The organism is Methylobacterium sp. (assembly GCF_028290105.1).
Classification (GTDB): domain Bacteria; phylum Pseudomonadota; class Alphaproteobacteria; order Rhizobiales; family Beijerinckiaceae; genus Methylobacterium.
Window position 1 is genome coordinate 15,262 of the sequence record NZ_JAQGKL010000142.1, and the last position, 22,226, is coordinate 37,487.

Sequence of the window (22,226 nt, forward strand, 5' to 3'; positions counted from 1 at the left end):
CGGCGCCCAAGGCAAATCATGGCAGCCATCGCGGCGGTAGTCCGCATCGGCTTCAGCGCGGTAGGTCCCGATTCCGGGACGGGTGACGGGCCGCCCGCCGACTGGGCCGAGGCACCCGGTCGATCTCTGGGTCCGGCGCATAGCGGGCGCCGCGCATGCCGCTGCCCTGGACCGCATCGTAGGGCCCGCGTCCGGTGCGGGCGCGATGGGCGGCGCCGGCTTGATCCCCCGGCGTCGGCGGCGTGCCGGGCTGCGAAAAGCTGGTCTCGGGGCGATAGGCCGGCCCCCAGCCGATTTCGTCGTCGCCAGCCGGGTCCTTGCCCGGAAAGCCCGTGACGTAGCCGGTGCTCTGGGCGGACGCCGGCAGCGGCAGGCCGGCGATGGAGACGAGCGCTACGGCGAGGCCGAGAATGGGCATACGCAGATCGCGGGTGGGGAAGCGCATGGGCGATCCTTTCCGACGGGCCTAGGTGAGGCGGGGCGCTGAACGGCTTCGCCGACAGCAAGCGCGGACGTCCAGGCGCATCGGCGATGTCGGCAAGCACGCTCGTTCACGAGAAGAACGCCAGCCGTATCGGGGGGGTTCACCTCCGCCCCGGCACCTGGGCGAGCCGGCGCCGGTCGAGAACCGCGCGGCCGCCGATGACGAGGGCGGAAAGGGCGAGGCCTGCGAGGAGATCGGGCAGGTAGTGCCCACCGGCGCCGAGCGTCGCCACCATGATGATCGCGTTGAGCGCGACCGCCACCGGGCCGAGGACCCGGACCGGCGCCAGTGCCCAGGCAGTCAGGGCCGCGAGGCAGACGTGGAAGGACGGGAAGGTCACGAGACCGCGGATGTCGCCGAGCGCCAGGGTCTGCATCGTTCCGGCGCGCAGTTTTGTCAGGGCGTCGAGGTGCCAGAGGGCGCCGGTGGTCTCGAGGGAACCCTCCGCGAAGGCGGTGACGCCGTAATGCGCGAAGGGTCCGGCCGCCGGTACCAGGGCGGCGATCGCCACCACGGCGAGAAGCAGCACCCCGAACATCCGCACGTAGGCCCAGAGCCGGCCGACGCGCCGGGTGGCCGCCAGAACCACCACCGTGAGCCCTACCTGCGGCCCGCTCGTGTGGTAGGCCAGGGCCAGCCACCGGGCCAGGCCCGGATGCGCCTCCAGCACGCCGAGCCAGGCGGGCCAGTCGAAGCCGATGGCCGCCTCGAAACCGGCGAGTTGCGGGTCGGCCAGGGGCAGACTCCACGTTGCGGTAAGGTAGTGAAGCACGGCGATGGGCAGCGTGATCGCGATGAGGCCGGCGCTTGCCAGCGCCATCGTCCGCAGTTTCGGCTCGGACTTGATCGGCCCGAACAGGAACGCCAGCGCGAGCAACGCCGCGACGAGGCCCGCCGCCCTGACGAAACCGTCCGGAACCAGGGTGATGCCGGAACGTGTGAGCCAGACGGCGTCGAGGAGCGTGATCGCGAGAGCCACGACCCACAGGCCCGGATGCGGCGCGGCGAGGGCAGACCGGACAGGGTCGAGGTGGCCGATCGGTCCTCGCGGCCTGGAGCGGGCGGACGCGTCCTCTTCGGGCCAGAGATGCCTTGCGAGCCAGGCGCCCCCACCCCGTGGGGGCAGGGAAATCGGTGTTGCGTCGCTCACCCGGACCCTTTCGCTGGTTCGTCGAAGCCGGAACTCGACTTCCCGGCCGTTGGTTTCCGGGCGGCGCGCCCGCGCCGACGTTTCCCTCGGTGAAGCCGCCCATGACCCGCATCGCATTCCTGGATTTCGAAGCGTCGTCCCTCGGCAAGGCCAGCTACCCGATCGAGGTCGCGTGGGTCTTCGCGGATGGGGCGTCGGAAAGCTTCCTGATCCGCCCCGCACCGGCCTGGACGGACTGGGCACCCGAGGCCGAGGCGGTCCACGGCATTCCGCGCCAGCGCCTGATGCGAGAGGGTGTGCCGCACGATTGGGTGGCCCTGCACATGCTCACGACCCTGAGGGACGCGGCCGTCTACGCCTCAGCGCCCTCCTGGGACGGCCAATGGCTCAGCCGGCTTCTGCGCGCGTCCGGCCTGCCTCGGCACGCCCTTCGGCTGAACGCGACGGCCGAAGCGCAGCGCCGCGCCGTCCTCGATGTCCTGGCGGCGGGCGGGTTGGCGGCAAGCCACCGCGACGGGGTCGCGGGCCGCGTGATGGCGGACCTCCGGCGGGAGGCGAAGGACGATCCATCCCCCGAGCACCGGGCGCTGTCGGATGCCCGGCGCGAGTGGCGGCGCTGGCAGCGCGCACGGGCTCGGGCGGAAGCTTTTCTGCGCGACAGCGCCCCTGATGCGCGTCAGGCCGCCCCGAGATAGGCGGCCTCCAGCCCCGTGTCGGCGGCGAGCTCGGCGGCGGTACCGGCGGTGACGACGCGGCCCTGTTCCAGAACGTAGCCCCGGTCGGCCACGGTCAGCGCGAGCGCCGCCATCTGGTCGACGATGAGGATGGTGACGCGTTGGTCGCGCAGGTCCGCCACCACGGCGTAGAGGGCGTTGATCATCGCTGGCGCCAGGCCCAGCGACGGCTCGTCGAGGAGGAGGATGCGCGGGCGCGCCATCATCCCGCGCGCGATGGCGAGCATCTGCTGCTCGCCGCCCGAGAGCAGGCCCGCCCGGCTCGCCGCGCGATCGCGCAGGCGCGGGAAACGGGTGAGCAGCACCTCGATCTCGGCCGGATCGATCGGGTCCTCACGGCCATGCGCTCCGAGGCGGAGGTTCTCGATGACGGTGAGTTCGGGAAAGACCTGCCGGCCCTCCGGCACCAGGGCGAGGCCGAGGCGGGCGATCGTCTGGGCCGGAAGTCCCGCGATGGCCCGGTCCTCCAGCACGATGCCGCCCTCGACCGGGCGAAGCAGGCCGGCGAGCGCGCGCATGGCCGTGGATTTGCCGGCCCCGTTGGCGCCGAGGAGCGCCACGGTCTCACCAGGGCGGACTTCGAGAGTCAGGGCGTCGAGGACGGGCGCGGCGCCGTAGCCGGCGGTGAGGCGCTGCGTCGAGAGCACCGCGTCGGCGGGCCCCCGCCAGGGCGTGGCGCGAGGACGCGCCGGCGTATCGGCCCCGCCGAGATAGGCGCGGATCACAGCCGGATCGCGCCGGATCGCGGCGGGTGTTCCTTGGGCGATCGGCCGGCCGGCATCCATGACCAGGATGTGGTCGGAGACGCTCATCACGAGCGGCATGTCGTGCTCCACCAGCACCACGGCGACGCCCTGCCCGGCGATCCGGCGCAGGAGACCGCCCAAGCCGTCGGTGTCGGCACGCGTGAGGCCGGCGGCGGGCTCGTCGAGGAGGAGGATGCGGGGCCGGCCGGCGAGCGCGCGGGCGATCTCCACGAGGCGGCGGTCCACGTGCGGGAGTTCCGAGGCCGGTCGGTCGAGGGCGCCCGCATAGCCGACGAAGGCCAGCAGGGCGGCGGCGGCCTCCCGGTCCCCGGCGCGTGAGCGACGCCAGAGGCGGCCCGGCTCGACGGCGAGGGCGACGTTGTCGAGGACGGAGGCCGAGCCGAACAGGCGCGTGGTCTGGTAGGTGCGGGCGATGCCGGCCCGCGCGATGGCATGCGCCGGGGCACCGGCGAGATCGCGCGTGCCGAGGCGGATCGCCCCGGCTTGGGGCCGGTAGAAGCCCGAGATCATGTTGAGCACGGTGGTCTTGCCGGCGCCGTTGGGCCCGATCAGGCTCGTGACCGCGCCTGGTTGCGCGGTGACGCAGACGCCTTCGGCCGCGCGGATGCCGCCGAAGCTGATGCCGATACCCTCGACCACGAGGGCGTCACCCCCGCGCTGTCCCAGGAGCGTGGCGAAGTCCGCGCTTCGCGGCACGTCCGCGCTCCGAGCTCGGGGCATGATACGCGCCTCACTGCCGACGAGGCCCGACGTTACCAGCCAGATCACGAACAGCGTGGCGAGCCCGATGAAGAGCAGCCGATACTCGGCCAAGCCCGCCAGGGTCTCGGGCAACAGCACGGTGACGAGGGCGCCGAACAGGGGCCCGAGCACGGTGCCGGCCCCGCCCACGACGACGGAGAGGACGAACAGGATCGATTGCGAGAACGGGAACGAACTCGGTGCGATGAACAGCATCAGGGGCGGCAGTACCGCGCCGGCGAGGCCCGTGAGCGCGGCCGAGATCGCGAAGGCCAGGGTCTTCACCCGTACCGGATCGAAGCCGAGGGAGGCGGCCGCCACGTCGGCGTCGCGCACCGCCCGCATCGCCCCGCCGAGGCGGCTCAACGCAAGGCGATGAAAGCCATAGAGACCGAGGCCCGCGCCGAGGACCGCGAGGAATGCGAGGTCGCGCTCGGCGAAAACGTGACCGAACAGGATCGGGCCGGCGGTGACGACGAGACCGTTCTGGCCGCCGGTGAGCGCGCCGCCCTCGATCAGCGCGTGCTCGACGATGAACCCGAACGCGATGGTGACCATCGCGAGGTAGGGCCCCTTCACCCGCATGGCCGGAATCGCGAGCCCGATCCCGACGAGGCCCGAGAGCAGGCCGGCCGCCGGCACGGCGAGCCAGAAGTTCAGGCCCGCCCCGGTGAGGATCGCGCTGGCATAGGCCCCGATGGCGTAGAAGCCCGCATGGCCGAAGGAGATCAGCCCGGTCAGGCCCAGCAGAACGTTCAGCCCCGTCCCCGCCACGGTGGTGAGTGCCACCAGGGCGATGACGAAGTGGCTGTAGCCACCGGTCGCCGCCACCAGGGCACATCCCGCCAGCGTGAGCGCCACGATGGTGAGCGGCATCGCGGCCGGCGCGCGCAAGGTCTGCATGGGAATCAGACCTTGTTGATCGCGGCGCGACCGAGGAGCCCGTCGGGGCGCAGCGCCAGGGCCAGGATGATCACCGAGAACACGACGAGCTGCGTGTAGGTCGAGCCGAGCGTCGCGGTGACGCCGGCCTCCACGAGGCCGTAGAGGAGGCCCGCCAGCACCACGCCGGTTGCCGAGCCGATACCGCCCAGGATCGCCACCGCGAAGGCCTTGATCCCGAACAGCGCGCCCATCTCGGCCGAGACCGAGAACAGCGGCGCGATCAGGAGGCCGGCGCCCCCTGCCAGCAGAGCCGAAAGCGCGAACGCGCAGGCGACCGTGCGCCGGACGTCGATGCCCATGAGCCGGGCGGCCTCCGCGTTCTGCGCCACGGCCAGCAGCACGCGGCCGAGGTCGGTGCGCCGGAACAGGGTCTGGATCGCCACGGCCACGGAGAGGCCGACCAGGGGAATGAGAAGCTGAAGGGGGTAGATGCCGGTGCCGAGGAACTCGACCGGCTTGACGGCGAGCGCGGAGGGCAGGCTGCGTGGCTCCTTGCCGAAGGTGAACAGCATCGCGTTGTCGAGGACGATGCCGCCCGCCACGGTGGCCAGCAGCCAAGCCTCCGACCCCTTCTTGACGAAGGGCCGCACCAACAGGCGCTCGACGACGAGGCCGAGGAGCGCGCAGCCGGCGAGCGCGCCCAAGATCGCCGCCGGCGTGGGCCAGCCCAGCGTTACGCCGAGCGCGTATCCGAGCACGGCGCCGAGGGTGACGGCGCTCCCTTGCGCGAAGTTCACCGTGCCGGACACCGCGAAGGTGATGTGGAATCCGAGCGCCACCAGCCCGTACATGCTGCCGAGGCCGAGACCCGTGATGAGCGTGCCGGTGAGCATCCGCGGGCCGCCGTCAGTTGGTGACGGCGACGATCTCGCCGTTCTGGAAGCGGGTGAAGACGTAGTCCTGCGGCCCGAGCGCATCGTGCTGGCCGGGCGCGAAGGGCTTGTCGTAGGTCTTGATCAGGCCCGGATAGGTCGAGACCTTGTAGAATCCGTCGCGCACCTCCGGCCCCTTGGTGGAGCCGGCGGCCTTGATGGCCAGCGCCAGCAGGTGCGTGGCGTCGTAGGCGTTGGCGATGCCGACCGCCGGGGTCACGTCGGCCATGGACTTGATCGCCGGATACTTCTTCTTCAGCGCGTCGAGGACGGCGAGCGCCTTCGGGCTGGCATTGCCCGCGAAGGTGAAGGTCTGGATGAAGTGGACCTTGGACGCGCTCGGCCCGGCGAGTTCATCGAAACGCCCGCCCGCCGGGCCCCAATGCGACACCACCGGCACGCTCCAGCCCATGCGGTCGAGGGATTTCACCACCTGAGCCGAGGGGCCGACATTGCCGACGAGGAACAGCGTGTCGGCGCCCGCCTCCTTCAGGCGGGTGAGCTGGGGCACCATGTCGAGGTCGGCCGCCTCGTACTTCTCGATGCCGGCGGCGGGCAGGTTGGCGGCCTTCAGCGCCGCGGTCAGTCCCTGCTGGTTCGACTCGCCCCAGGCGTTGTTGACCAGGATCATGCCGGGCTTCTTCGCGCCGTGGGACTTGACCGCGTAGGCCACCAGCGCCTCGTCCACGAGGGCATCCACGGCCGAGACCCGGAAGGCGTAGTTGTCGGCGGCCCCGTTGCGGGTGATGCCGGTGCCGGCGGCCCAGGGTCCCAGGAACGGGACCTTCATCTGGTTGGCGATGGGCACCAGCGCCATCGAGACCGGCGTGTCGAGCCCGCCGATGAGCGCCACGACACCGACGCGCTGGATCAACTCGCGAGCGGCGAGCACGCCCTTCGACGGATTGGCCTCGTCGTCGCGCGCCACGAGTTCGAGTGGCTGCCCCAGCACGCCGCCGCCCGCGTTGATCTCGTCGATGGCGAGCCCGATGCCGCGCGAGATCGCCTCGCCCGACTTGGCCGATTGCCCGCTCAGCGCGGTCACGAGCCCGATCCGGATCGGCTCCTCCGCCCGAGCACGCGACGCCAGCGGCAACCCGAGGAGCAGGCACGCGCCGAGCGCGAGGCGGCGGGTCAGATGCGGCAGGGCGCGCGTGGGCATGGGGTCTCTCCGGCGGCGGAATTGCACCTCGGTCCGCAACCCCCGTGCCAGTGCGTTCGGCCTTGAATTTGCTCGGCAATCCTGCGGTGCCGAAGCGCCTCTGCCTCTCGATGCGCCAAAGTGCATACACTTGATGCATGCACTTGCAGAACGCTTGCGGCAGGTAGACCGCAGTCCCGGAGATCCCGTCATGACCGATGCCACACACGATGCCATCACGGCCCGCGATGCCGCCAACGTCACGGCCTATCTCGAAGCCTCGATGGTGCCGGATCCGGAGCGCGCCGCGACCTACATGGCGCCAGGGATCACCATCGTGTTCACGGGCGCCCGAACCTTCGCGCATCCGCGTGAGGTCACGGCCTTCAATGCCGGGCGCTACGCCTGGGTGAAGAAGCGGATGGAGCGCCTCGACGTGGTGCCGGGGGACGGGCTCACCACGGTCTACAGTCTCGGTACGCTCTATGGGGCCTGGCCCGACGGCACGCTCTTCGAGGGAAACCGTTACGTCGACCGCTTCACCGTGCGGGACGGGCTGATCGTGACCATGGAGGTCTGGAACGACAGCGCCGAGCGGCTGCTCACCCGCGCCGGCCTGAACACCTGAACGGGAATCATCCGCCGACGGTCTCGACATAGGGCGCGAGCAGGCGCCCGAGATCGCGTTCGCGCGGCGGGGCCGCGACGATGCGGGCACGCTCGGCCACCGCGTCGAGATGGTGGTCCATCAGGGACACCGCGCGCTCCGCATCGCCCGCGATCAGGGCCGCCACCAGGGCGCGGTGCTCGGCCACCCCGCATTCGGCGGAATGGGGCCGGCTGTAGAGGGACAATACGAGGGCGCAGCGATAGCCGAGTTCGGCCACGTAGCGCTCCAGCACGGGGCTGCGGGTCATCTCGGCCAGGAGCAGGTGAAACTCGGTGGCGAGGCGGATCGAGGCGGCCTCGGATCCGCCCTGTGCCGCCTCCTCTCGCGCGATGTGCGCGTGCAACTCCCCCTGCTGCGCCTGCGTGAGGCGTCCAGCGAGGCGGCCGACCACGAGGCGCTCCAGGCTGATACGGACATCGAAGGTGTCGCGGGCCTCCTCCCAGCTCGGGGTCGCCACGACGGCGATGCGGTTGCGCCGGAGTTCCACCAGCCCCTCTCCGGCGAGTTGGCCCAGGGCCTGGCGCGCGATGGTCCGGCTGACGCCGAAGCGCTCGCCCAGCGCATCCTCCGGCAGGCGGTCGCCGGGCCGGATCGCCCGCTCGACGATCGCCCGGCGCAAGGAACGGCAGATCGAGCCGACCCGGCCCTTGGCTTCCACCCGCGTGGTCTCGTCCCGTGTGATCTCGTCCCGCATATCGCCTCGACTCGTCGCGTCCGCCCCGAATGCCGCGAAAGCACGAGCGGGACCAAAGTCTTTCCTGCGCATCGCGTCGCATCTTCGAAAGACGGGATCGGACCATGGCTTGGCGGCGACCTCTTTCCGATGAAACCGCTGCCATCCGCCCTTGATACCGCCCACATCACGTCCGCACGGCCACGAACGCGGGACACGCGGGATTACCCAAGGGTCGCAACTTAGTTGCTCCAAACAAAGACTGTATTGCTTATGTAATGAATTATATAGATTTCTAATTGCAACGGATAAATAACATTCATAATATAATATCTGTAACGCTCGGAGTATATTTGATCGATAGTGGGACAATATATTTCTACAATCTCAAATCCGCATCCAAAACTCTTAGTGGAACCACGAAATCGTGATCACATGCGGCTGCGAGATCCGGAATACCCTGGATTTCGAGCATCGGATTAACGCGATCTTGAGGCGGCTCGTTCAGCTTGGCCGTGGACGGATTACCGGGGACAATCGCGATGGCACCGAGTTTCGAACGCCGCCCCGCCGGGGCCGGCGCGCCAGCGAACCCGTGCCCGACGCGCGCCTTTGCCGACGCCACGGCGTCGCACGCGCGCCGGTGCCTGCCGGCCTGCATCCGATAACCATCCGTATGCTCGCGCTCTCACGGTCCCTGCGCTTGGCGAGCGCCGCGGCACTTCTCTGCCTCACGGCATCTACTTCCGGTCAGGCCGAGGCGCCGGACGCGGATCTCCGAGCCGGGCCCTCCCTGCCGACGGACAAGCCGGTGAGCGGGCAGGTGCGCAAGCAGGTGAGCAAGCAGGTGACCTGGGCGGTCTACGACGCCGCCCCCTACATGATCACCGACGGCCCGGAGGCCGGGATGGGAATTTCCGACCAGGTCCGGCAGATCCTGACGGAGCGGCTCGACGACTACACCCACAGCGTCCTGATCGTTCCGTTTCCGCGCATCGTGAGTTTTCTGAAGCAGGGCGCCGAATGGTGCTTCGTGGGCGGCGTTCGGACTGAAGAGCGTGACGCCTTCGCGTATTTCTCACGCCCCACCGGCATGTTCTATCCCCTGCGCATCCTGGTGCGGGCCGACCGGCGCGCGCGCTTCGAGGCGCTGGCGCCCCTGTCCCTGCGCTCCCTCGTCGAGGAGCATCCGGACCTCCGCACCAGCGTCCTGCGCAGCCGCGCCCTGGCGCCGCGCGTCGACGCGATCCTGCGGCGATCCCCGGTGCCGCAGGCGCATTCGGAATTCGGCGAGGCGTTCCGGATGCTCCAGAACGACCGGCTCGACTACCTGGTCGAGTTCGCGAACATCGCGGCCTACTATGAGAAGTCCTTCGGGCCGTCGGCGTCCTGGGTCGGGCTGCCCATGACGGAGGACCCTGAACCCGTCTTGAGCCGGGTGATGTGCTCGCGCACGCCCTGGGGACGCGCCATCATCGACCGGATCGACGCGATCCTGCCGGAGGAGCGGGTGACCGACCGGTATCGCCGCATCGTGGAGGCATGGTCGGCGGAGGAAGACCTCGGCAAGCTCAGGGCCGTCTACGAATCCTCCTTCCTGTCGAGCGAGTAGCGCCCCGGATGCCGGCTTCACCGTTCCGATCTGGGCTGTTCGCGCGGCGCAGGCCCTCGGCGCAAGGCGAGAGCGCCGTGCCGAGCCGCGCCCTGGCGACACGCCTGATCCGGGTGATCCTCGGCTGCTACATCGTGGTGGCAGTCACGCTGACCGGCATCCAGATGGTGATCGAGTATCGGCGCGCCAGCGACCGCCTCAAGGACGAGGTCGCGGCGATGCAGCGGACCTTCAGCCCGGGCCTCGAGGATGCCCTCTGGCGCTTCAACGCGGCGGTGCTGAGCGGAATCCTCACCGGAATGAAGGAGATCCCCGTGGTCCTCGGCGTCGAGGTGCGGGACGAGAACGGCAAGCGCGTCCAGGCACTCGGCACCGTGACGGCTTCCGACGGCCGCGCGTCGCGGGTCGATGTCGAGGGTCGCGAGAGCCCCGTCACCCGGAGTCCGGTCACCCAGGGCTTTGGCCGCCCGTTCAGCCAGACCTTCCCGCTCGTCCACACGGAGCGGAACGGCCAGCGCTTCCCGGTCGGTTCCTGGACGATCCATTCGGACGACGCCATCGCCATCGATCAGGTGAAGAACACGCTGATCGTGATCCTGATCAATTCGGCGCTGAAGTCCCTGGTGCTCGGGCTCATCTTCTTCGCCGTGATCCGTCACATGGTCGGGCGGCCGCTGGCGCAGATCGAGGGCTACCTGGGGCGGCTCGACGCGGACAACCTCGACGCGCCGCCCCTGAGCCTCACGGCCGGGGGACGCCACGAACTCCACGCGTTGACGGCCTCCCTCAACACCATGGTGCTCCGGCTACGCCGTGCGTTCGAGGACAACGCGCACCTCATGCAGGAACTGCGCGAGATGAACGCTTCCCTGCAGGAGCGCATCACCGAGCGGACGCGCGACCTCGAACGCCTCGCCCACACCGACCTCCTCACCGGGTTGAACAACCGGCGCAAGCTCGACCTGGCGCTCGAGCGGGCCGCGTTGCAGGCGTCGAGCGACGGCACGCCGCTCTGCGTGATCGTGGCCGACGTCGACCACTTCAAGGCGATCAACGATCTCTACGGCCACAAGGTCGGCGACCGGGTGCTCGTCGCCATCGCGGGGATCCTCGCCGAAGGTGTCCGCACCGGCGACACCCTCGGCCGTTGGGGCGGCGAGGAATTCCTGATCGTCTGCCCGGGCACCCGCCTCAGCGAGGGCGCGGCCTGCGCCGAGGCCTTGCGTCAGCGCATCGAGGCGACGGCCCTCCCCCTCATCGGCTCTCGGACCTGCTCCTTCGGCGTCGCGGAACTCAGGCCCGGCGAGACCACCGACGGCCTGGTCACCCGCGCCGATGCCGCGCTCTATCGCTGCAAGCGCAACGGCCGCAACCACGTCGAGACGCGGGCCATCGCCCAGTCGGACCTGGAAACCTGGGAGCGGGGCGCCGCCTGAGACCGAGGCACCGTGCTCGTCGAGCCGAAATCCAGATAAAGTCTTGCTTCACAGACTTGAAGCAGAGCTTCGATCTTCCGACGCGGCGATTAACATAGATCAAAGGCAAATTCTCGAAACAAACAGGTTCGGTCGCGGTTCTCGTGTCAGATCCGCCACTCCGCGACCCTGATGCTTAGGCCAGCCTCGGCGGAAGCGCTGCTGCGTCGTCGGGGCCGCCCAACCTTCGAGAGATAGCCGCCCGTGCCCTCAATCCTGTCTTCGTTGTCTCGCCTCGCCCTCCTCGGCGCCCTGGCCGCCGGCCCGGCGCTCGCCGTGGAGAAACCCGCGGCTCCGCCTCGGAATGCGGGCATGATGCCACCCGTCTCCCTGACCGTTGAGGAGGCGGACGGCGCGGTCCGATGCGCTCCGGCCGAGCTGAACCTGCCCGCCGAAAGCAACGTCGAGATCACGATCAACAACACCACCAAGAATCAGGTCACCCTGACCGCGCCCCACCAGTTCGAGAACAAGAACGTTCTCCACCACGACGGCGACCTCGTCCATGTGGCGAGCGACGATGGTTACCTGATCAAGGCGAACGGCAAGGGTGTCCTGCGCATCCGCACCATCAACGAAGGGCAGTATCCCTATGGCTGCACCTCCGTTTCGAAGCAGAGCAAGCCGTTCGAGGGCAAGCTGACGCTGACCAAGTCGCAGTAGCCGGCACCCCTTCCGCCTTCGACATTCCCAGATTGGAAGAGGTCCCGCGCAATGACGGATTTTCCGAAGCCACCCTTCGACCGCCAGCGCCGGTTGAACCCGCCCGGTCGCGACGCGGAAATGGACCCGCGCCCCGATTACGGCGAGGCGCATTATCGCGGATCAGGGCGACTGACCGGGCGCAAGACCGTGATCACCGGCGCCGACAGCGGCATCGGTCGCGCCGTCGCCCTGGCCTTCGCCCGTGAAGGGGCCGACGTGCTCATCAGCTATTACGACGAGCACGAGGACGCGACGGAGACCTGCCGCCTCGTCGAGGAAGCCGGGCGCAAGGCCGTGGCGATGCCGGGCGACATCAAGGACGCGGGCCATTGCCGGGCGATCATCGAGCGGGCGGTGGCCGAGTTCGGGCAGGTCGATGTGCTGGTCAACAATGCGGCGCACCAGAAGACGTTCGCGAAACCCGAGGACATCTCCGACGAGGAGTGGGAGGTCACCTTCGCCACCAACATCCACGCGATGTTCTACCTCGTGAAGGCCGCCCTGCCGCAGATGAAGGCTGGCGCCGCCATCATCAACACCACGTCGGTGAACGCCGACACCCCGAGTCCGCAATTGTTGGCCTATGCCACCACGAAAGGGGCGATCCAGAACTTCACCGGCGGTCTCGCGCAGGCCCTGGCGGAGCGCGAGATCCGGGTGAACTGCGTCGCGCCCGGCCCGATCTGGACGCCACTGATCCCCTCGACCATGCCGATGGAGAAGGTGCGGAGCTTCGGCTCGCAGGTGCCGATGCAGCGCCCCGGCCAGCCCTGTGAACTCGCTCCCGTCTACGTCCTGCTGGCGAGCCCGGAATCGAGCTACGTCTCGGGCGCGACCATCGCGGTGACGGGCGGAAAGCCGATCATCTGATCCTCCGATCCTGTGATTTCACGAGGAGAGCACGCGATGGACGACCCCCGCGAGAAACGCACCGAGACGAAGCGCCCGAACCTGCGCGACTTCGATGCCGATGCGGACCGGAACGGCCAGGATCTCGGGCAGGACGAGGCCCGCGATGTCGGGCGCCCCGAGATCCTGCGGAAGGCGCTGGAATCGGATCCGAGCTGGCAGGCCGAGACGGCCAGGGTCGCCTCGGACTTCCAGCGCCTCGACTCGGTCGGCGGCGGCAGCGTCTCGAGCGTCGAGGCGACAGAGGCGGAAACCCCGCCGGAGAACCTGCGCCACATCTCAGACCCGAGCCCGGCCGCTGCGACCCCAACGCCCCCGAAGAAAGCCCCCTGACGCGAGGTCGTCCGCGATGATCCCCACCCGCCGACACGCGCTCGCCGACCACCTGCTGCCGGCGGGCATCGCCGCCCTCTCGTACTCACCCCGGCGCGGGCGAGGCACGCGCCGGATCATGCGGGTCGGCCCGCTCTGGCACCACGGCTACACGCTGCTCACCCGCCACGAGGGCGGCCTCGTCCCGGCGACCGGCATGCGCACGCACCTCGCCTGCGACGCCCTGGGTGCCCTGACTTTCGTGGGGGCGGCCCCTCTCCTGCGGGAGGAGCCCGCCCGGGACCGGCTGCTGCTCGCCGCCCTCGGGCTCGGCGAACTCGTCCTCATCGCCGCGAGCGACCGGCATGCGCCGCGCCCCGACATCATCGATCACCGACGCCGCTGAAAGGAACGCGCCATGGACCGCGAGACCCCGGACCCGCCGGAGAAACCTGATTCCACGGGCACCAATTCGCGCCCGCGTGACACCACGATCGCGCAGACCGGCGAAGGTATTCCCGACGATTCCGCCTACCCGGTTCAGGTCGACGAGGAGGAGGCCAAGCGTATCGAGGAGAAAATTCGCAAGCTATAGCCTCCTTCCGACGAACGATCCTGACTTCGGAACAGTCGGACTCCAGTGAGATTGACGTACTTGCCACTCCACGACGCTGACAGGAGCCAAGCATGACGGCGAAGCCACCGCCCGTTCCACCGGCCAACCAGTCCGACAAAGGTCCCGGAAGCGCCACCGACGCGCCACTCGCCACGGGACCGAAGGGATCGAGCCAGACCAAGGATCCCGACAAGATCGGGCAGGCCGGCAATTCCAAGGTGAACACCACCCACCAGGGCTATCAGCAGGATCGCTAATGAGCACCTCGAAGAAGACGCCCGCCGCCGACCGTCACCACGGCGGCCCCGGCAGCAGCCATCAGGACGCCACCAAACCGCAGGCGGAGGGTCATCACGGGCCGACCCCCGGCGGCCCCACCAGCGACACGAAATCCCATGTGTCCGGCGGCGGCGGTGAGCGCGACAGCCACCACGCGCACGACCCCGCCGGCAAGGCCGCCGACCGTTCGCACTGAAACGGCAGGTACTGAAACGAAAAGCCCACAGGTCCAGGAGGGAGAGTCAGAATGGCCAACGCCGACCGCCACAAGATGGGTGCCGCCACCCAGGGCAAGGGCACCGGGACCGGTGCCATGACGGATCTGCCCGATGGCATCCTCGAAGAGAACATGGTGCTGAGCAATCGCGACAAGTCCCGTCACAGTGACGAGCGCGGACTCGACAGCAAGATGGTCCAGACCGAGCAGTACCAGGACCACGCCGCCAACCGCGAGATCGAACCCGATGCCATCGAGTCCGGCGTGTCGGGCAACACCTCCGGCCTCGCCGGCACGAAGACCAACGTGTCCGGATCCCAGAGCAGCCTCGCCAGCCAGGACAAAAGCTGACGCCCGGACGCGCGACGGCGCTCCTCCAGAGTGCCGTCGCTACCGATTCCCATGACAGGATTACCCGATGAAGACCACGGTCCAGACCCTGATCAGCGGCCCCAATGGCCTTCGTGGCAACGGTCAGACCGTCGACCGGGTCGATCAACTCAGCAGCGTGGTGCTGCTCGGCCTCGCCGTGACGGGGGCCGTCGTGGCGCTCGGCTTGCTGGAACTCATTCACTGACGTCCGGCAACGCACCGTTCATCGCCGAGACGTCCCAGGAGACTCCCGAAGTGCCGCCCATCGACCATAGGCCCAGTCCGGTTCGCACCAACCGTTTCGGTATGATCGCCGCCGCCCTGATGTTCGCGGCTCTGGTGGCTTACGCGATCTACTTCGTGATGATCCCCGCGCCGCTACCACCGCAATAGCTCCGAGGCCCCCTCGGCGCTGGCACGCGGACGGACGCACCGCCGCCGCGTGCAGACATGGATGCACCCTATCCCCCGCCGATCCCGCTCGTGACGGTCCCGGTACCCTGACATTCGGGGCAGGGTTTGGCGTCCACCGTGCCGGTCCCTTGGCAGTTACGACAGAGATTCTCGCCGGTGCCGGGGGCGCCTGGCGTCGCTTCGTCTCCTGGTTTTGTGGGATCACCGTCTGGCATGATTCGCTCCCAAAACATCGATTTGCTTAGGCGAGAAGCAAACCCTTGTACTTGGACGCATGTTCCTCGTATGATTTTACGATGAATAGTCTCTCCGTATGATTCAGGACCGTGTCGTATCAGGACAGATGGCTTCGGAACGTGGCCCCATTCCTCCGGTTCTCTCCGTATACCCATACAATACGGAGATCACCATGAAGCACGTCCAACCCTTGATCGCGTCCGCATTCCTCCTCGGAGCCATGGGACTCTCGGCTTCCGCGCAGACGGGACTGTTTCCCGAGGGGCGCTCGCGGGGCGATACCGTCGTGCAGAACCAGCCGAACACCACCGGCAACGACCGGGACGTCATCATCGCCCGCGGCGCCACCGGAGCCGATACGATCACCACGGATTCCGCCGCCGGCGGTAACGCCAACCTGCCGGAGCGTGCGGTCCCGAACGGCAGTGCCGGCGGCGGCTCCAGCCGCTAACCCTTCACCGGACGTGCCGGGCTGCGTCACCGCAGCCCGGTCGCCGCAGAGCGCGAACAGTCCCGAACCTGACGCGTTGGCCCTCGACAACGACGCGGAGGCTTCCATGGCAATGCAATCCGAAACCCCACCGGCGCCCGGCAATCTCGCCGTCGAGACACCACCAGATTCCGACAAGCCCACCACAGCGATGCTGAAGGCGGACATCGACAGCGGGCGCACCGGAGACAAGATTTCCCACTACGACGTTGGCCTGTCGCAGCTCGGCACGGACGACGAGGCCGCCGGCAACGCCCCCTCGCACGAGCGCATCGCGCTGGCGCGCAAGACGGAAGCGGCTTCGCCCCGGGTTCGCAAATCCTCGAAGCCCGAAGGCCACAACACCTGGATCATGCCGTTGTTCATCGGCTTTGCCGCCATGGTGCCGGTGGTGGTCGGCGTTTCCCTTTTCGTGTTCAACCGGTAGTCCCGCGAACGCCTGGGCCAGTCTCGCGCGACCCAGGTACTCGGGATTCAGGTGGCTCGGGGCTCAGTTGGCTCGGGCGCGGCGGCGCGTGATTTCGGCCAGGGCGGCGAGATCCTTGTCGGCATCGCCCTGCGCGATCGCCTCTGCGAGATTGTCGCGCAGCACGTCGGCGAACGGCATCGGCACTCCGGCGGCACCCGCCGCGGCGAGGGCCAGCCCGATATCCTTGGCCCCGAGCTTGAGGTTGAAGCCCGGGGGCTCGTAGCGCTGGGCCGCGATCAGGGCACCGTAGTTCTTGTAGACCGGCGAGGCGAACAGCGTGTTGGTGAGAAGGTCGAGGAGATCGGCTCCGGTCACGCCGTACCCTTCGGCCAAAGCCGCTGCCTCGCCCATCGCTTCGATCGCCGAGACCAGCATGAAGTTCCCCGCCAGCTTGACCGCGTTGGCTCGGTGCGGCTCATGCCCGAACTCCCAGGTCTTGGCTCCCATGGCGTCGAAAAGCGGTTTTGCGCGCGCGACGGCCTGTGGATCACCCGCCGCCACGATGTTGAGGGCGCCTTTCTCGGCGACGTCCGGCCGCCCGAAGACCGGAGCGGCGATGTAGGGCACCCCTGCGCGAGCGTGGATCGCCGCCAGATCCTGCGCCAACGCCACCGAGATCGTGCTCATCGAGAGGTGCAGGCCCGGCGGGTTCCCGCCATCGAGAAGACCGCCTTCCACGATCACCGCGCGCAGGCCCGCGTCGTCGGCCAGCATGGTGATGGCCGCATCCCCGGCAAAGGCCTCGGCGGCTTCGGACACCGGCGTCACACCCGTAAGCCCCTCGGCCGCCCCCGGCGATCGGTTCCAGACCCGCACATGGTGCCCGGCCCGCACCAGGCTCGCCGCCATGCCGCGTCCCATCCGGCCGAGGCCGATCAATCCGACGTCCATCTTTCGTCTCCCTACGCTGTGGTGCCGTGGTTCAATGGCGGTTAAGGAAGTCAAGCATCAGCCCGTTGAAGCGGTCGGTCGCCTCCATGTGGACGAGGTGGCCGATGCCGGGCAGCACCTCGGCGCGGGCGTTCGGCATCTGGCCGGCGAGGGTCCGCGCATGCTCGGCGTTCCGGCCCATGCCGGCGCGCAGGCCTTCGGGCGCGAAGGGCTTGCCGGGGGCGTTGTGGTCGTTCTCGCCCATGACGAAGAGGGTCGGAGCCTGGATCAGCGGGATCTCGTGCACGACCGGCTGCCCCCAGATGGCCTGGTAGGAATTGACGAAGGACTGGAGCCAGCGCGGGTACTCGCCCGACCCCTTCACGCGCTCCCGCAGCGACACGAAGGGCTCGATGGCCGAGGCCGGCAGAGACAGGGCGTAGTTCGTCATCAGCTGCTGGCGATAGGATTCCGCCGTGGAATTTCCTTCTAGGCGCAGCAGGGTGGCGTTCGAGACCGGCGGCACCGCGAAGCGGTAATCCTCCAGGCCGATGGGCGCTTCGAGGACGAGGCTGTTGACGCGGGCCGGCGCGTTGCGCGTAAGCCGCACCGCCAGCATGCCACCCATGGAATGGGCCACCACATCGACGCGCGGCAGGCCGAGAGAGTCGAGGAGGGCCACGGTGTCGGCCGCCATGGTGTCGAAGCTGTACGGCCCCACCGGCTTGGCCGACTTGCCGAATCCGAGCTGGTCGGGCGCCACCACGCGGTACCCGGCGCGGGCGAGCGCCTGGATCACGGGTTGCCAATAGCTCGCCGGGAAATTGCGCCCGTGCAGCAGCAGAGCGGTGCGGCCGTTGGCCGAGCCCTCCGCCGGCACGTCCATGTAGGCGAGGCGCTGGCCCTCGCCGTCGCGCGTCAGGTCGAGGAAGCGCACCGGATAGGGGTAGGCGAAGCCCTCCAGGCCGATGCCGAGCGGTCCGGTATCGTCGGACGCCGCCGCGGCGGGCAACGGCGTCAGGCAGAGTTGGGCCGCCAGCATCGCGGCGGAGATTTTGACGAACGCGTCCATGGCAATTCCTGGCGGCGGCGCGCAGACGCGCGGGGTGACGGCGCCTGTGGGTTTAAGCCTCGGCCGCCGTTTGGAAGTGACATAGGACACTTGCGAAAATAGCGGCCCTTGCGAAACCCGGCCAAGCGTCCCAGGGGTCCGTGCATGTCCACCGATCCTTCCATCCCAGCATCGCCGGAGCCCGCGATGGACGGTCTGCCGGTCCGGGAACGCATGCTGGCGTTCCTGGCGATCGCGCTCGCCATGACCATGGCGGTGCTCGACGGGGCCATCGTCAACGTGGCCCTGCCAGTGATGGCCAAGGACCTGTCGGTCGAGCCCTCCGCCGCGATCTTCGTGACCAACAGCTTCCAGATCGCCGTCACGGCCTCCCTGCTGCCGCTGGCTTCGCTCGGCGACATCCTGGGCTATCGTCGGGTCTATCTCGCGGGCCTGGTGCTGTTCACCCTCGCCTCCCTCGCCTGCGCCTTCGCGCCTTCTCTGGATTGGCTCGTGGCGGCGCGGATCGCGCAGGGGCTCGGGGCCGCCGGCATCATGAGCGTGAACATCGCGCTCGTGCGCTTCATCTATCCGCACAAGCTGATCGGTCGGGGGGTCGGCAACGTCGCCCTGGTGGTGGCGATGGCCTCCGCCGCCGGGCCGACGGTGGCGGCCGCGATCCTCTCGGTGGCGACCTGGCCCTGGCTGTTCCTCGTCAACCTGCCGGTAGGGCTCATCGCCCTGACGGTGGGCGCGCGCACCTTGCCGCTGACGCCGACGAGCGGGGACCGCTTCGACATCCGCAGCGCAATTCTCAACGCCCTGACCTTCGGCCTCCTCATCATCGGTGTCGACGGGCTCGGCGAGCCTGCCACCCGGAGGCTGGCGCTCGCCGAGATCGCCGCGGCCCTGGCGGTGGGCGCGGTCTTCGTCTGGACGCAGACCCGCATGGCGCGTCCGCTCCTGCCCGTCGATCTTCTGCGCATCCCGGCCTTCGCGCTCTCGATGGCCACCTCGATCGCGTCGTTCGGGGCGCAGATGATGGCCTACGTCGCCCTCCCCTTCTACTTCCAGGACGTGCTGCACCTCTCGGAGACGCAGACCGGTTTCCTGATGACGCCGTGGCCCATCGCCATCGCCGTGATGGCGCCGATCTCGGGGCGGCTGGCCGACCGGTACGCCCCGGGCCTCCTTGGCGGTCTCGGCCTCGCCCTGATGGCCACGGGCCTGACCGCGATTGCCCTGCTACCCCTGGGTGCTTCCTATCCCGACATCGCCTGGCGCCTGACCCTCTGCGGCCTCGGCTTCGGACTGTTCCAGTCGCCCAACAACAAGGTGATCATCACGAGTGCCCCGCGCGACCGCAGCGGCGGGGCGAGCGGCATGCAATCCACCGCCCGCCTCACCGGGCAATCCTTCGGCGCCGCCCTGGTGGCGGTCATCTTCGGCCTGCACCAGGGGGCCGCGCCGGCTGGCCCTGTCTCCGCCACCCTGTGGTGCGCGGTGGGGCTTGCCGCCTTCGGTGCGCTGGCGAGCGTGCTGCGGCGCCAGCCCGAGGGCTGAGGGACCGATGCAGACGCCCGTGACATCGCACCAACGCGTGCTCCGGGCGTTGATGCGAGAACTAGGCCTTCAAGGGTACGACTGCGCTTTTCAAAGGACGCCTTCATGCAACTCGACCTGTCGGGCCGGCGCGCCCTCGTCACCGGTTCCACGAGCGGTATCGGCTACGCCATCGCCAAGGCCCTGGCCGAACTCGGCGCGACCGTGGCGATCAACGGGCGTACCCCGGAGCGGGTGCGCGATGCCATCGAGCGCCTGAAACGCGAGACCGGGCAAGCCGGCTTCATCGCAGCGCCCGGTGACGTCGCCAATCCGGACGGTGCGGCCCGCGTGGTCTCGGGGCTTCCGGACATCGACATCCTCGTCAACAACACCGGCATCTTCGAGCCCAAACCCTTCTTCGAGATCCCGGACGAGGATTGGCACCGCTTCTTCGACACCAACGTGATGAGCGGCGTGCGGCTCTCGCGCGCCTACACGCCCGGCATGGTGAAGCGCGGTTGGGGCCGCGTGGTCTTCATCTCTAGCGAATCGGGCGTGAACATTCCCGTCGAGATGGTCCATTACGGCATGACGAAGACGGCACAGCTCGCCATCAGCCGGGGCCTCGCCGAGACCGTGGCAGGCAGCGGCGTCACCGTGAACAGCGTGCTGCCCGGACCGACCCTCTCGGAGGGGGTCGCCGACTTCATGAAGAGCATGGCTGCAGGAGCCGACGGCGGCACGGCCGGCGAGGTCGACCTCGATGCGGCCGGGCGCGCCTTCGTGGCGGAACATCGCCCGACCTCGCTGATCGGGCGCCTCGCCACCGTCGAGGAGGTGGCCAGCATGGTGGCCTACATCTGCAGCCCGGCCGCGAGCGCCACCAGCGGCGCCGCGCTGCGGGTCGATGGGGGCGTGGTGCGCAGCATCGTGTGAGGGGCGCCCTTACTCGCCTTCGAACATCTCGTCGAAGGAGTAGCCCGAACCGCGCACGGTGCGGATCGGGTCGCTCTGGCGCGGGCGGTTGAGGGCCTTGCGCAGGCGCCCGACATGCACGTCCACGGTACGCTCGACGATGTAGACGTCGTGGCCCCAGACCCCGTCGAGGAGCTGCTCGCGGGAAAAGACCCGGCCGGGGCTCTGCATCAGGAATTCGAGGAGCTTGAACTCCGTCGGCCCGAGGTGAATCTCGCGACCCTCGCGGCGAATGCGGTGGCTGACCCGATCGAGCTCGATATCGCCGGCCACCAGGAGGTTGGCCACATGCGCGGGCTTGGCCCGCCGCAGCAGGGCACGTACCCGGGCCAGAAGCTCCGGCACCGAGAACGGCTTGACGATGTAGTCGTCCGCCCCCGTGCCGAGGCCCCGGATGCGGTCGCCCTCCTCGCCCCGGGCGGTGAGCATGATCACCGGCAGGCGCTCTGTCTCGCGCCGCGCTCGGATGCGCCGGCACAGCTCGATGCCCGAGAGGGCCGGCAGCATCCAGTCGAGCAGGACGAGGTCGGGGACCTGCTCCTGCAGGCGCAGGTCCGCCTCGTCGCCCCGCGCGGCCGAATCGACGATGAAACCCTTGGCTTCGAGGTTGTAGCGGAGGAGGAGGGTCAGGGCCTCCTCGTCCTCGACGATCAGGATACGCGTACTCATCGAATGCTTTCGCTCAGGCGGTCAGGGGGTCAGGCCGCGCCGGGCATCTCCACCGTGGCGTAGTTCGAGGCGTCGTTCTTGGGGCGCTCCCGCTCGGCGAGAAGGTTCTCGCCCGTAACGAGGTAGTGGATCGTCTCGGCGATATTGGTGGTGTGGTCGCCGATACGCTCGATATTCTTGGCGACGAACAACAGGTGCGTGCAGAACGAGATGTTGCGCGGGTCTTCCATCATGTAGGTCAGAAGCTCGCGGAAGAGCGAGTTGTAGAGCGCGTCGATGGCGTCGTCCCGCTCCCAGACGTCCAGCGCCGCCGCGATGTCCCGGCTGGCATAGGCGTCGAGCACGTCCTTGAGCTGCTCCTGCACGAGGTCGCTCATGTGCTGGACGCCGATGACGATCTTCTGCGGCTGGATCTGGTCGGAGATCGCGACCACGCGCTTGGCGACGTTCTTGGCCAGATCCCCGATGCGCTCGAGGTCGTTCGAGACGCGGATCGCCGTTACCGTTTCGCGCAGGTCGATGGCGAGCGGCTGGCGCCGGGCGATGAGCAGGATCGCCCGCTCCTCGATCTCGCGCTGGAGGGTGTCGAGGCGGGCATCCGCGGCAATCACCGCCTGGGCGAGCGGCGCGTCGCGGCGCACCAGGGCCTCGCCGGCTTCGGTCATCATCTTCTCGGCGATGCCGCCCATCTCGGAGATCGAGCGGCGCAGGTCTTCGAGGTCCGTGTCGTAGGATCTGACGATGTGGTCGGGCATGTCGCACTCCTCGATCGGGCCCGCCTGTCGGGAGCCCGCCATGGTGGTGGAATCAGGTGCGGGCCGGCTCCCCGATC

The 22,226-nt window shown here is 68.9% G+C and carries 27 protein-coding genes; 17 read left to right on the plus strand and 10 right to left on the minus strand.

Annotated elements, in window-relative coordinates; all coding sequences use genetic code 11:
* Positions 1 to 52 precede the first annotated feature (52 nt).
* Together JWQ05_RS10020 and JWQ05_RS10025 are read right to left on the minus strand one after the other, a co-directional pair.
* Positions 53 to 445, minus strand: coding sequence for a hypothetical protein (locus JWQ05_RS10020; RefSeq protein WP_299658158.1), 393 nt, complete (start codon positions 443 to 445; stop codon positions 53 to 55).
* A gap of 139 nt (positions 446 to 584) precedes the next feature.
* On the minus strand, positions 585 to 1,463 hold the full coding sequence (locus JWQ05_RS10025) for a phosphatase PAP2 family protein (protein WP_299658160.1): 879 nt from the start codon (positions 1,461 to 1,463) through the stop codon (positions 585 to 587).
* 272 nt (positions 1,464 to 1,735) lie between these two features.
* On the opposite strand from JWQ05_RS10025, the gene JWQ05_RS10030 reads away from it, so the two are divergent.
* Positions 1,736 to 2,329 (plus strand): transcriptional regulator, encoded by a 594-nt coding sequence (locus tag JWQ05_RS10030; RefSeq protein WP_299658162.1) that lies wholly within the window; start codon positions 1,736 to 1,738, stop codon positions 2,327 to 2,329.
* Here the strand turns inward: JWQ05_RS10030 and JWQ05_RS10035 are convergent.
* Genes JWQ05_RS10035 through JWQ05_RS10045 form a run of 3 tightly spaced genes read right to left on the minus strand, consistent with a single transcriptional unit; the run spans position 2,311 to position 6,855 of the window.
* Positions 2,311 to 4,779 carry a branched-chain amino acid ABC transporter ATP-binding protein/permease gene (locus JWQ05_RS10035; protein ID WP_299658164.1) on the minus strand — a complete coding sequence of 823 codons (2,469 nt, stop codon included), beginning with the start codon at positions 4,777 to 4,779 and terminating at the stop codon, positions 2,311 to 2,313. The two genes, JWQ05_RS10030 and JWQ05_RS10035, sit on opposite strands and share 19 nt — an antisense overlap.
* 5 nt (positions 4,780 to 4,784) lie before the next feature.
* Positions 4,785 to 5,654, minus strand: a complete 870-nt coding sequence (locus JWQ05_RS10040; protein WP_299658166.1) for a branched-chain amino acid ABC transporter permease — start codon at positions 5,652 to 5,654, stop codon at positions 4,785 to 4,787.
* 13 nt (positions 5,655 to 5,667) lie between these two features.
* A complete protein-coding gene (locus JWQ05_RS10045) occupies positions 5,668 to 6,855 on the minus strand; it encodes an ABC transporter substrate-binding protein (RefSeq protein ID WP_299658168.1) in 1,188 nt (395 codons plus the stop codon).
* Between the two features lie 190 nt (positions 6,856 to 7,045).
* On the opposite strand from JWQ05_RS10045, the gene JWQ05_RS10050 reads away from it, so the two are divergent.
* Entirely contained in the window at positions 7,046 to 7,462 is a 417-nt protein-coding gene (locus JWQ05_RS10050) for a nuclear transport factor 2 family protein (protein WP_299658170.1), read from the plus strand.
* 7 nt (positions 7,463 to 7,469) lie between these two features.
* Here the strand turns inward: JWQ05_RS10050 and JWQ05_RS10055 are convergent, their stop codons facing one another.
* Entirely contained in the window at positions 7,470 to 8,198 is a 729-nt protein-coding gene (locus tag JWQ05_RS10055) for a GntR family transcriptional regulator (RefSeq protein ID WP_299658172.1), read from the minus strand.
* A 655-nt stretch (positions 8,199 to 8,853) separates the two neighbouring features.
* On the opposite strand from JWQ05_RS10055, the gene JWQ05_RS10060 reads away from it, so the two are divergent.
* The 13 genes from JWQ05_RS10060 (at position 8,854) to JWQ05_RS10120 (ending at position 16,242) form a co-directional block, all read left to right on the plus strand.
* A complete protein-coding gene (locus JWQ05_RS10060) occupies positions 8,854 to 9,789 on the plus strand; it encodes a TIGR02285 family protein (protein WP_299658174.1) in 936 nt (311 codons plus the stop codon).
* 77 nt (positions 9,790 to 9,866) lie between these two features.
* Positions 9,867 to 11,225: a GGDEF domain-containing protein gene (locus JWQ05_RS10065; protein ID WP_299658176.1), complete on the plus strand. Its 1,359-nt coding sequence runs from the start codon at positions 9,867 to 9,869 to the stop codon at positions 11,223 to 11,225.
* 243 nt (positions 11,226 to 11,468) lie between these two features.
* Entirely contained in the window at positions 11,469 to 11,927 is a 459-nt protein-coding gene (locus tag JWQ05_RS10070) for a hypothetical protein (RefSeq protein ID WP_299658178.1), read from the plus strand.
* Positions 11,928 to 11,978: 51 nt separating this feature from the next.
* Positions 11,979 to 12,839, plus strand: a complete 861-nt coding sequence (locus JWQ05_RS10075; RefSeq protein ID WP_299658180.1) for an SDR family oxidoreductase — start codon at positions 11,979 to 11,981, stop codon at positions 12,837 to 12,839.
* A gap of 36 nt (positions 12,840 to 12,875) precedes the next feature.
* A complete protein-coding gene (locus JWQ05_RS10080) occupies positions 12,876 to 13,211 on the plus strand; it encodes a hypothetical protein (protein ID WP_299658182.1) in 336 nt (111 codons plus the stop codon).
* Between the two features lie 16 nt (positions 13,212 to 13,227).
* On the plus strand, positions 13,228 to 13,596 hold the full coding sequence (locus JWQ05_RS10085) for a hypothetical protein (RefSeq protein ID WP_299658184.1): 369 nt from the start codon (positions 13,228 to 13,230) through the stop codon (positions 13,594 to 13,596).
* A gap of 12 nt (positions 13,597 to 13,608) precedes the next feature.
* Positions 13,609 to 13,785 (plus strand): hypothetical protein, encoded by a 177-nt coding sequence (locus JWQ05_RS10090; protein WP_299658185.1) that lies wholly within the window; start codon positions 13,609 to 13,611, stop codon positions 13,783 to 13,785.
* 92 nt (positions 13,786 to 13,877) lie between these two features.
* The gene (locus JWQ05_RS10095; RefSeq protein WP_299658186.1) at positions 13,878 to 14,063 is read left to right on the plus strand and encodes a hypothetical protein; all 186 of its coding nucleotides are present in this window, start codon (positions 13,878 to 13,880) and stop codon (positions 14,061 to 14,063) included.
* Complete coding sequence (locus tag JWQ05_RS10100) at positions 14,063 to 14,281, plus strand: hypothetical protein (RefSeq protein ID WP_299658188.1); 219 nt, start codon at positions 14,063 to 14,065, stop codon at positions 14,279 to 14,281. The genes JWQ05_RS10095 and JWQ05_RS10100 overlap by 1 nt, the downstream gene beginning before the upstream one ends.
* Before the next feature lie 51 nt (positions 14,282 to 14,332).
* Positions 14,333 to 14,653, plus strand: coding sequence for a hypothetical protein (locus JWQ05_RS10105; protein WP_299658190.1), 321 nt, complete (start codon positions 14,333 to 14,335; stop codon positions 14,651 to 14,653).
* Positions 14,654 to 14,720: 67 nt separating this feature from the next.
* Positions 14,721 to 14,879: a hypothetical protein gene (locus JWQ05_RS10110; protein WP_299658192.1), complete on the plus strand. Its 159-nt coding sequence runs from the start codon at positions 14,721 to 14,723 to the stop codon at positions 14,877 to 14,879.
* Positions 14,880 to 15,545: 666 nt separating this feature from the next.
* On the plus strand, positions 15,546 to 15,776 hold the full coding sequence (locus tag JWQ05_RS10115; RefSeq protein WP_299658217.1) for a hypothetical protein: 231 nt from the start codon (positions 15,546 to 15,548) through the stop codon (positions 15,774 to 15,776).
* A gap of 76 nt (positions 15,777 to 15,852) precedes the next feature.
* Complete coding sequence (locus tag JWQ05_RS10120) at positions 15,853 to 16,242, plus strand: hypothetical protein (RefSeq protein WP_366944581.1); 390 nt, start codon at positions 15,853 to 15,855, stop codon at positions 16,240 to 16,242.
* 63 nt (positions 16,243 to 16,305) lie between these two features.
* Here JWQ05_RS10120 and JWQ05_RS10125 read toward each other — a convergent pair whose 3' ends face one another.
* Both JWQ05_RS10125 and JWQ05_RS10130 read right to left on the minus strand, forming a co-directional pair.
* Positions 16,306 to 17,175: an NAD(P)-dependent oxidoreductase gene (locus JWQ05_RS10125; RefSeq protein WP_299658194.1), complete on the minus strand. Its 870-nt coding sequence runs from the start codon at positions 17,173 to 17,175 to the stop codon at positions 16,306 to 16,308.
* A 31-nt stretch (positions 17,176 to 17,206) separates the two neighbouring features.
* A complete protein-coding gene (locus JWQ05_RS10130) occupies positions 17,207 to 18,226 on the minus strand; it encodes an alpha/beta fold hydrolase (RefSeq protein ID WP_299658195.1) in 1,020 nt (339 codons plus the stop codon).
* A 186-nt stretch (positions 18,227 to 18,412) separates the two neighbouring features.
* Here JWQ05_RS10130 and JWQ05_RS10135 point away from each other — a divergent pair, with 186 nt between their 5' ends.
* Both JWQ05_RS10135 and JWQ05_RS10140 read left to right on the plus strand, forming a co-directional pair.
* On the plus strand, positions 18,413 to 19,768 hold the full coding sequence (locus tag JWQ05_RS10135) for an MFS transporter (protein WP_299658197.1): 1,356 nt from the start codon (positions 18,413 to 18,415) through the stop codon (positions 19,766 to 19,768).
* Between the two features lie 105 nt (positions 19,769 to 19,873).
* A complete protein-coding gene (locus JWQ05_RS10140) occupies positions 19,874 to 20,686 on the plus strand; it encodes an SDR family oxidoreductase (protein ID WP_299658199.1) in 813 nt (270 codons plus the stop codon).
* Between the two features lie 9 nt (positions 20,687 to 20,695).
* Here JWQ05_RS10140 and phoB read toward each other — a convergent pair whose 3' ends face one another.
* Both phoB and phoU read right to left on the minus strand, forming a co-directional pair.
* Positions 20,696 to 21,394, minus strand: coding sequence for a phosphate regulon transcriptional regulator PhoB (phoB, locus tag JWQ05_RS10145; RefSeq protein WP_299658201.1), 699 nt, complete (start codon positions 21,392 to 21,394; stop codon positions 20,696 to 20,698).
* Between the two features lie 29 nt (positions 21,395 to 21,423).
* On the minus strand, positions 21,424 to 22,149 hold the full coding sequence (phoU, locus tag JWQ05_RS10150; RefSeq protein WP_299658203.1) for a phosphate signaling complex protein PhoU: 726 nt from the start codon (positions 22,147 to 22,149) through the stop codon (positions 21,424 to 21,426).
* Positions 22,150 to 22,226 lie beyond the last annotated feature (77 nt).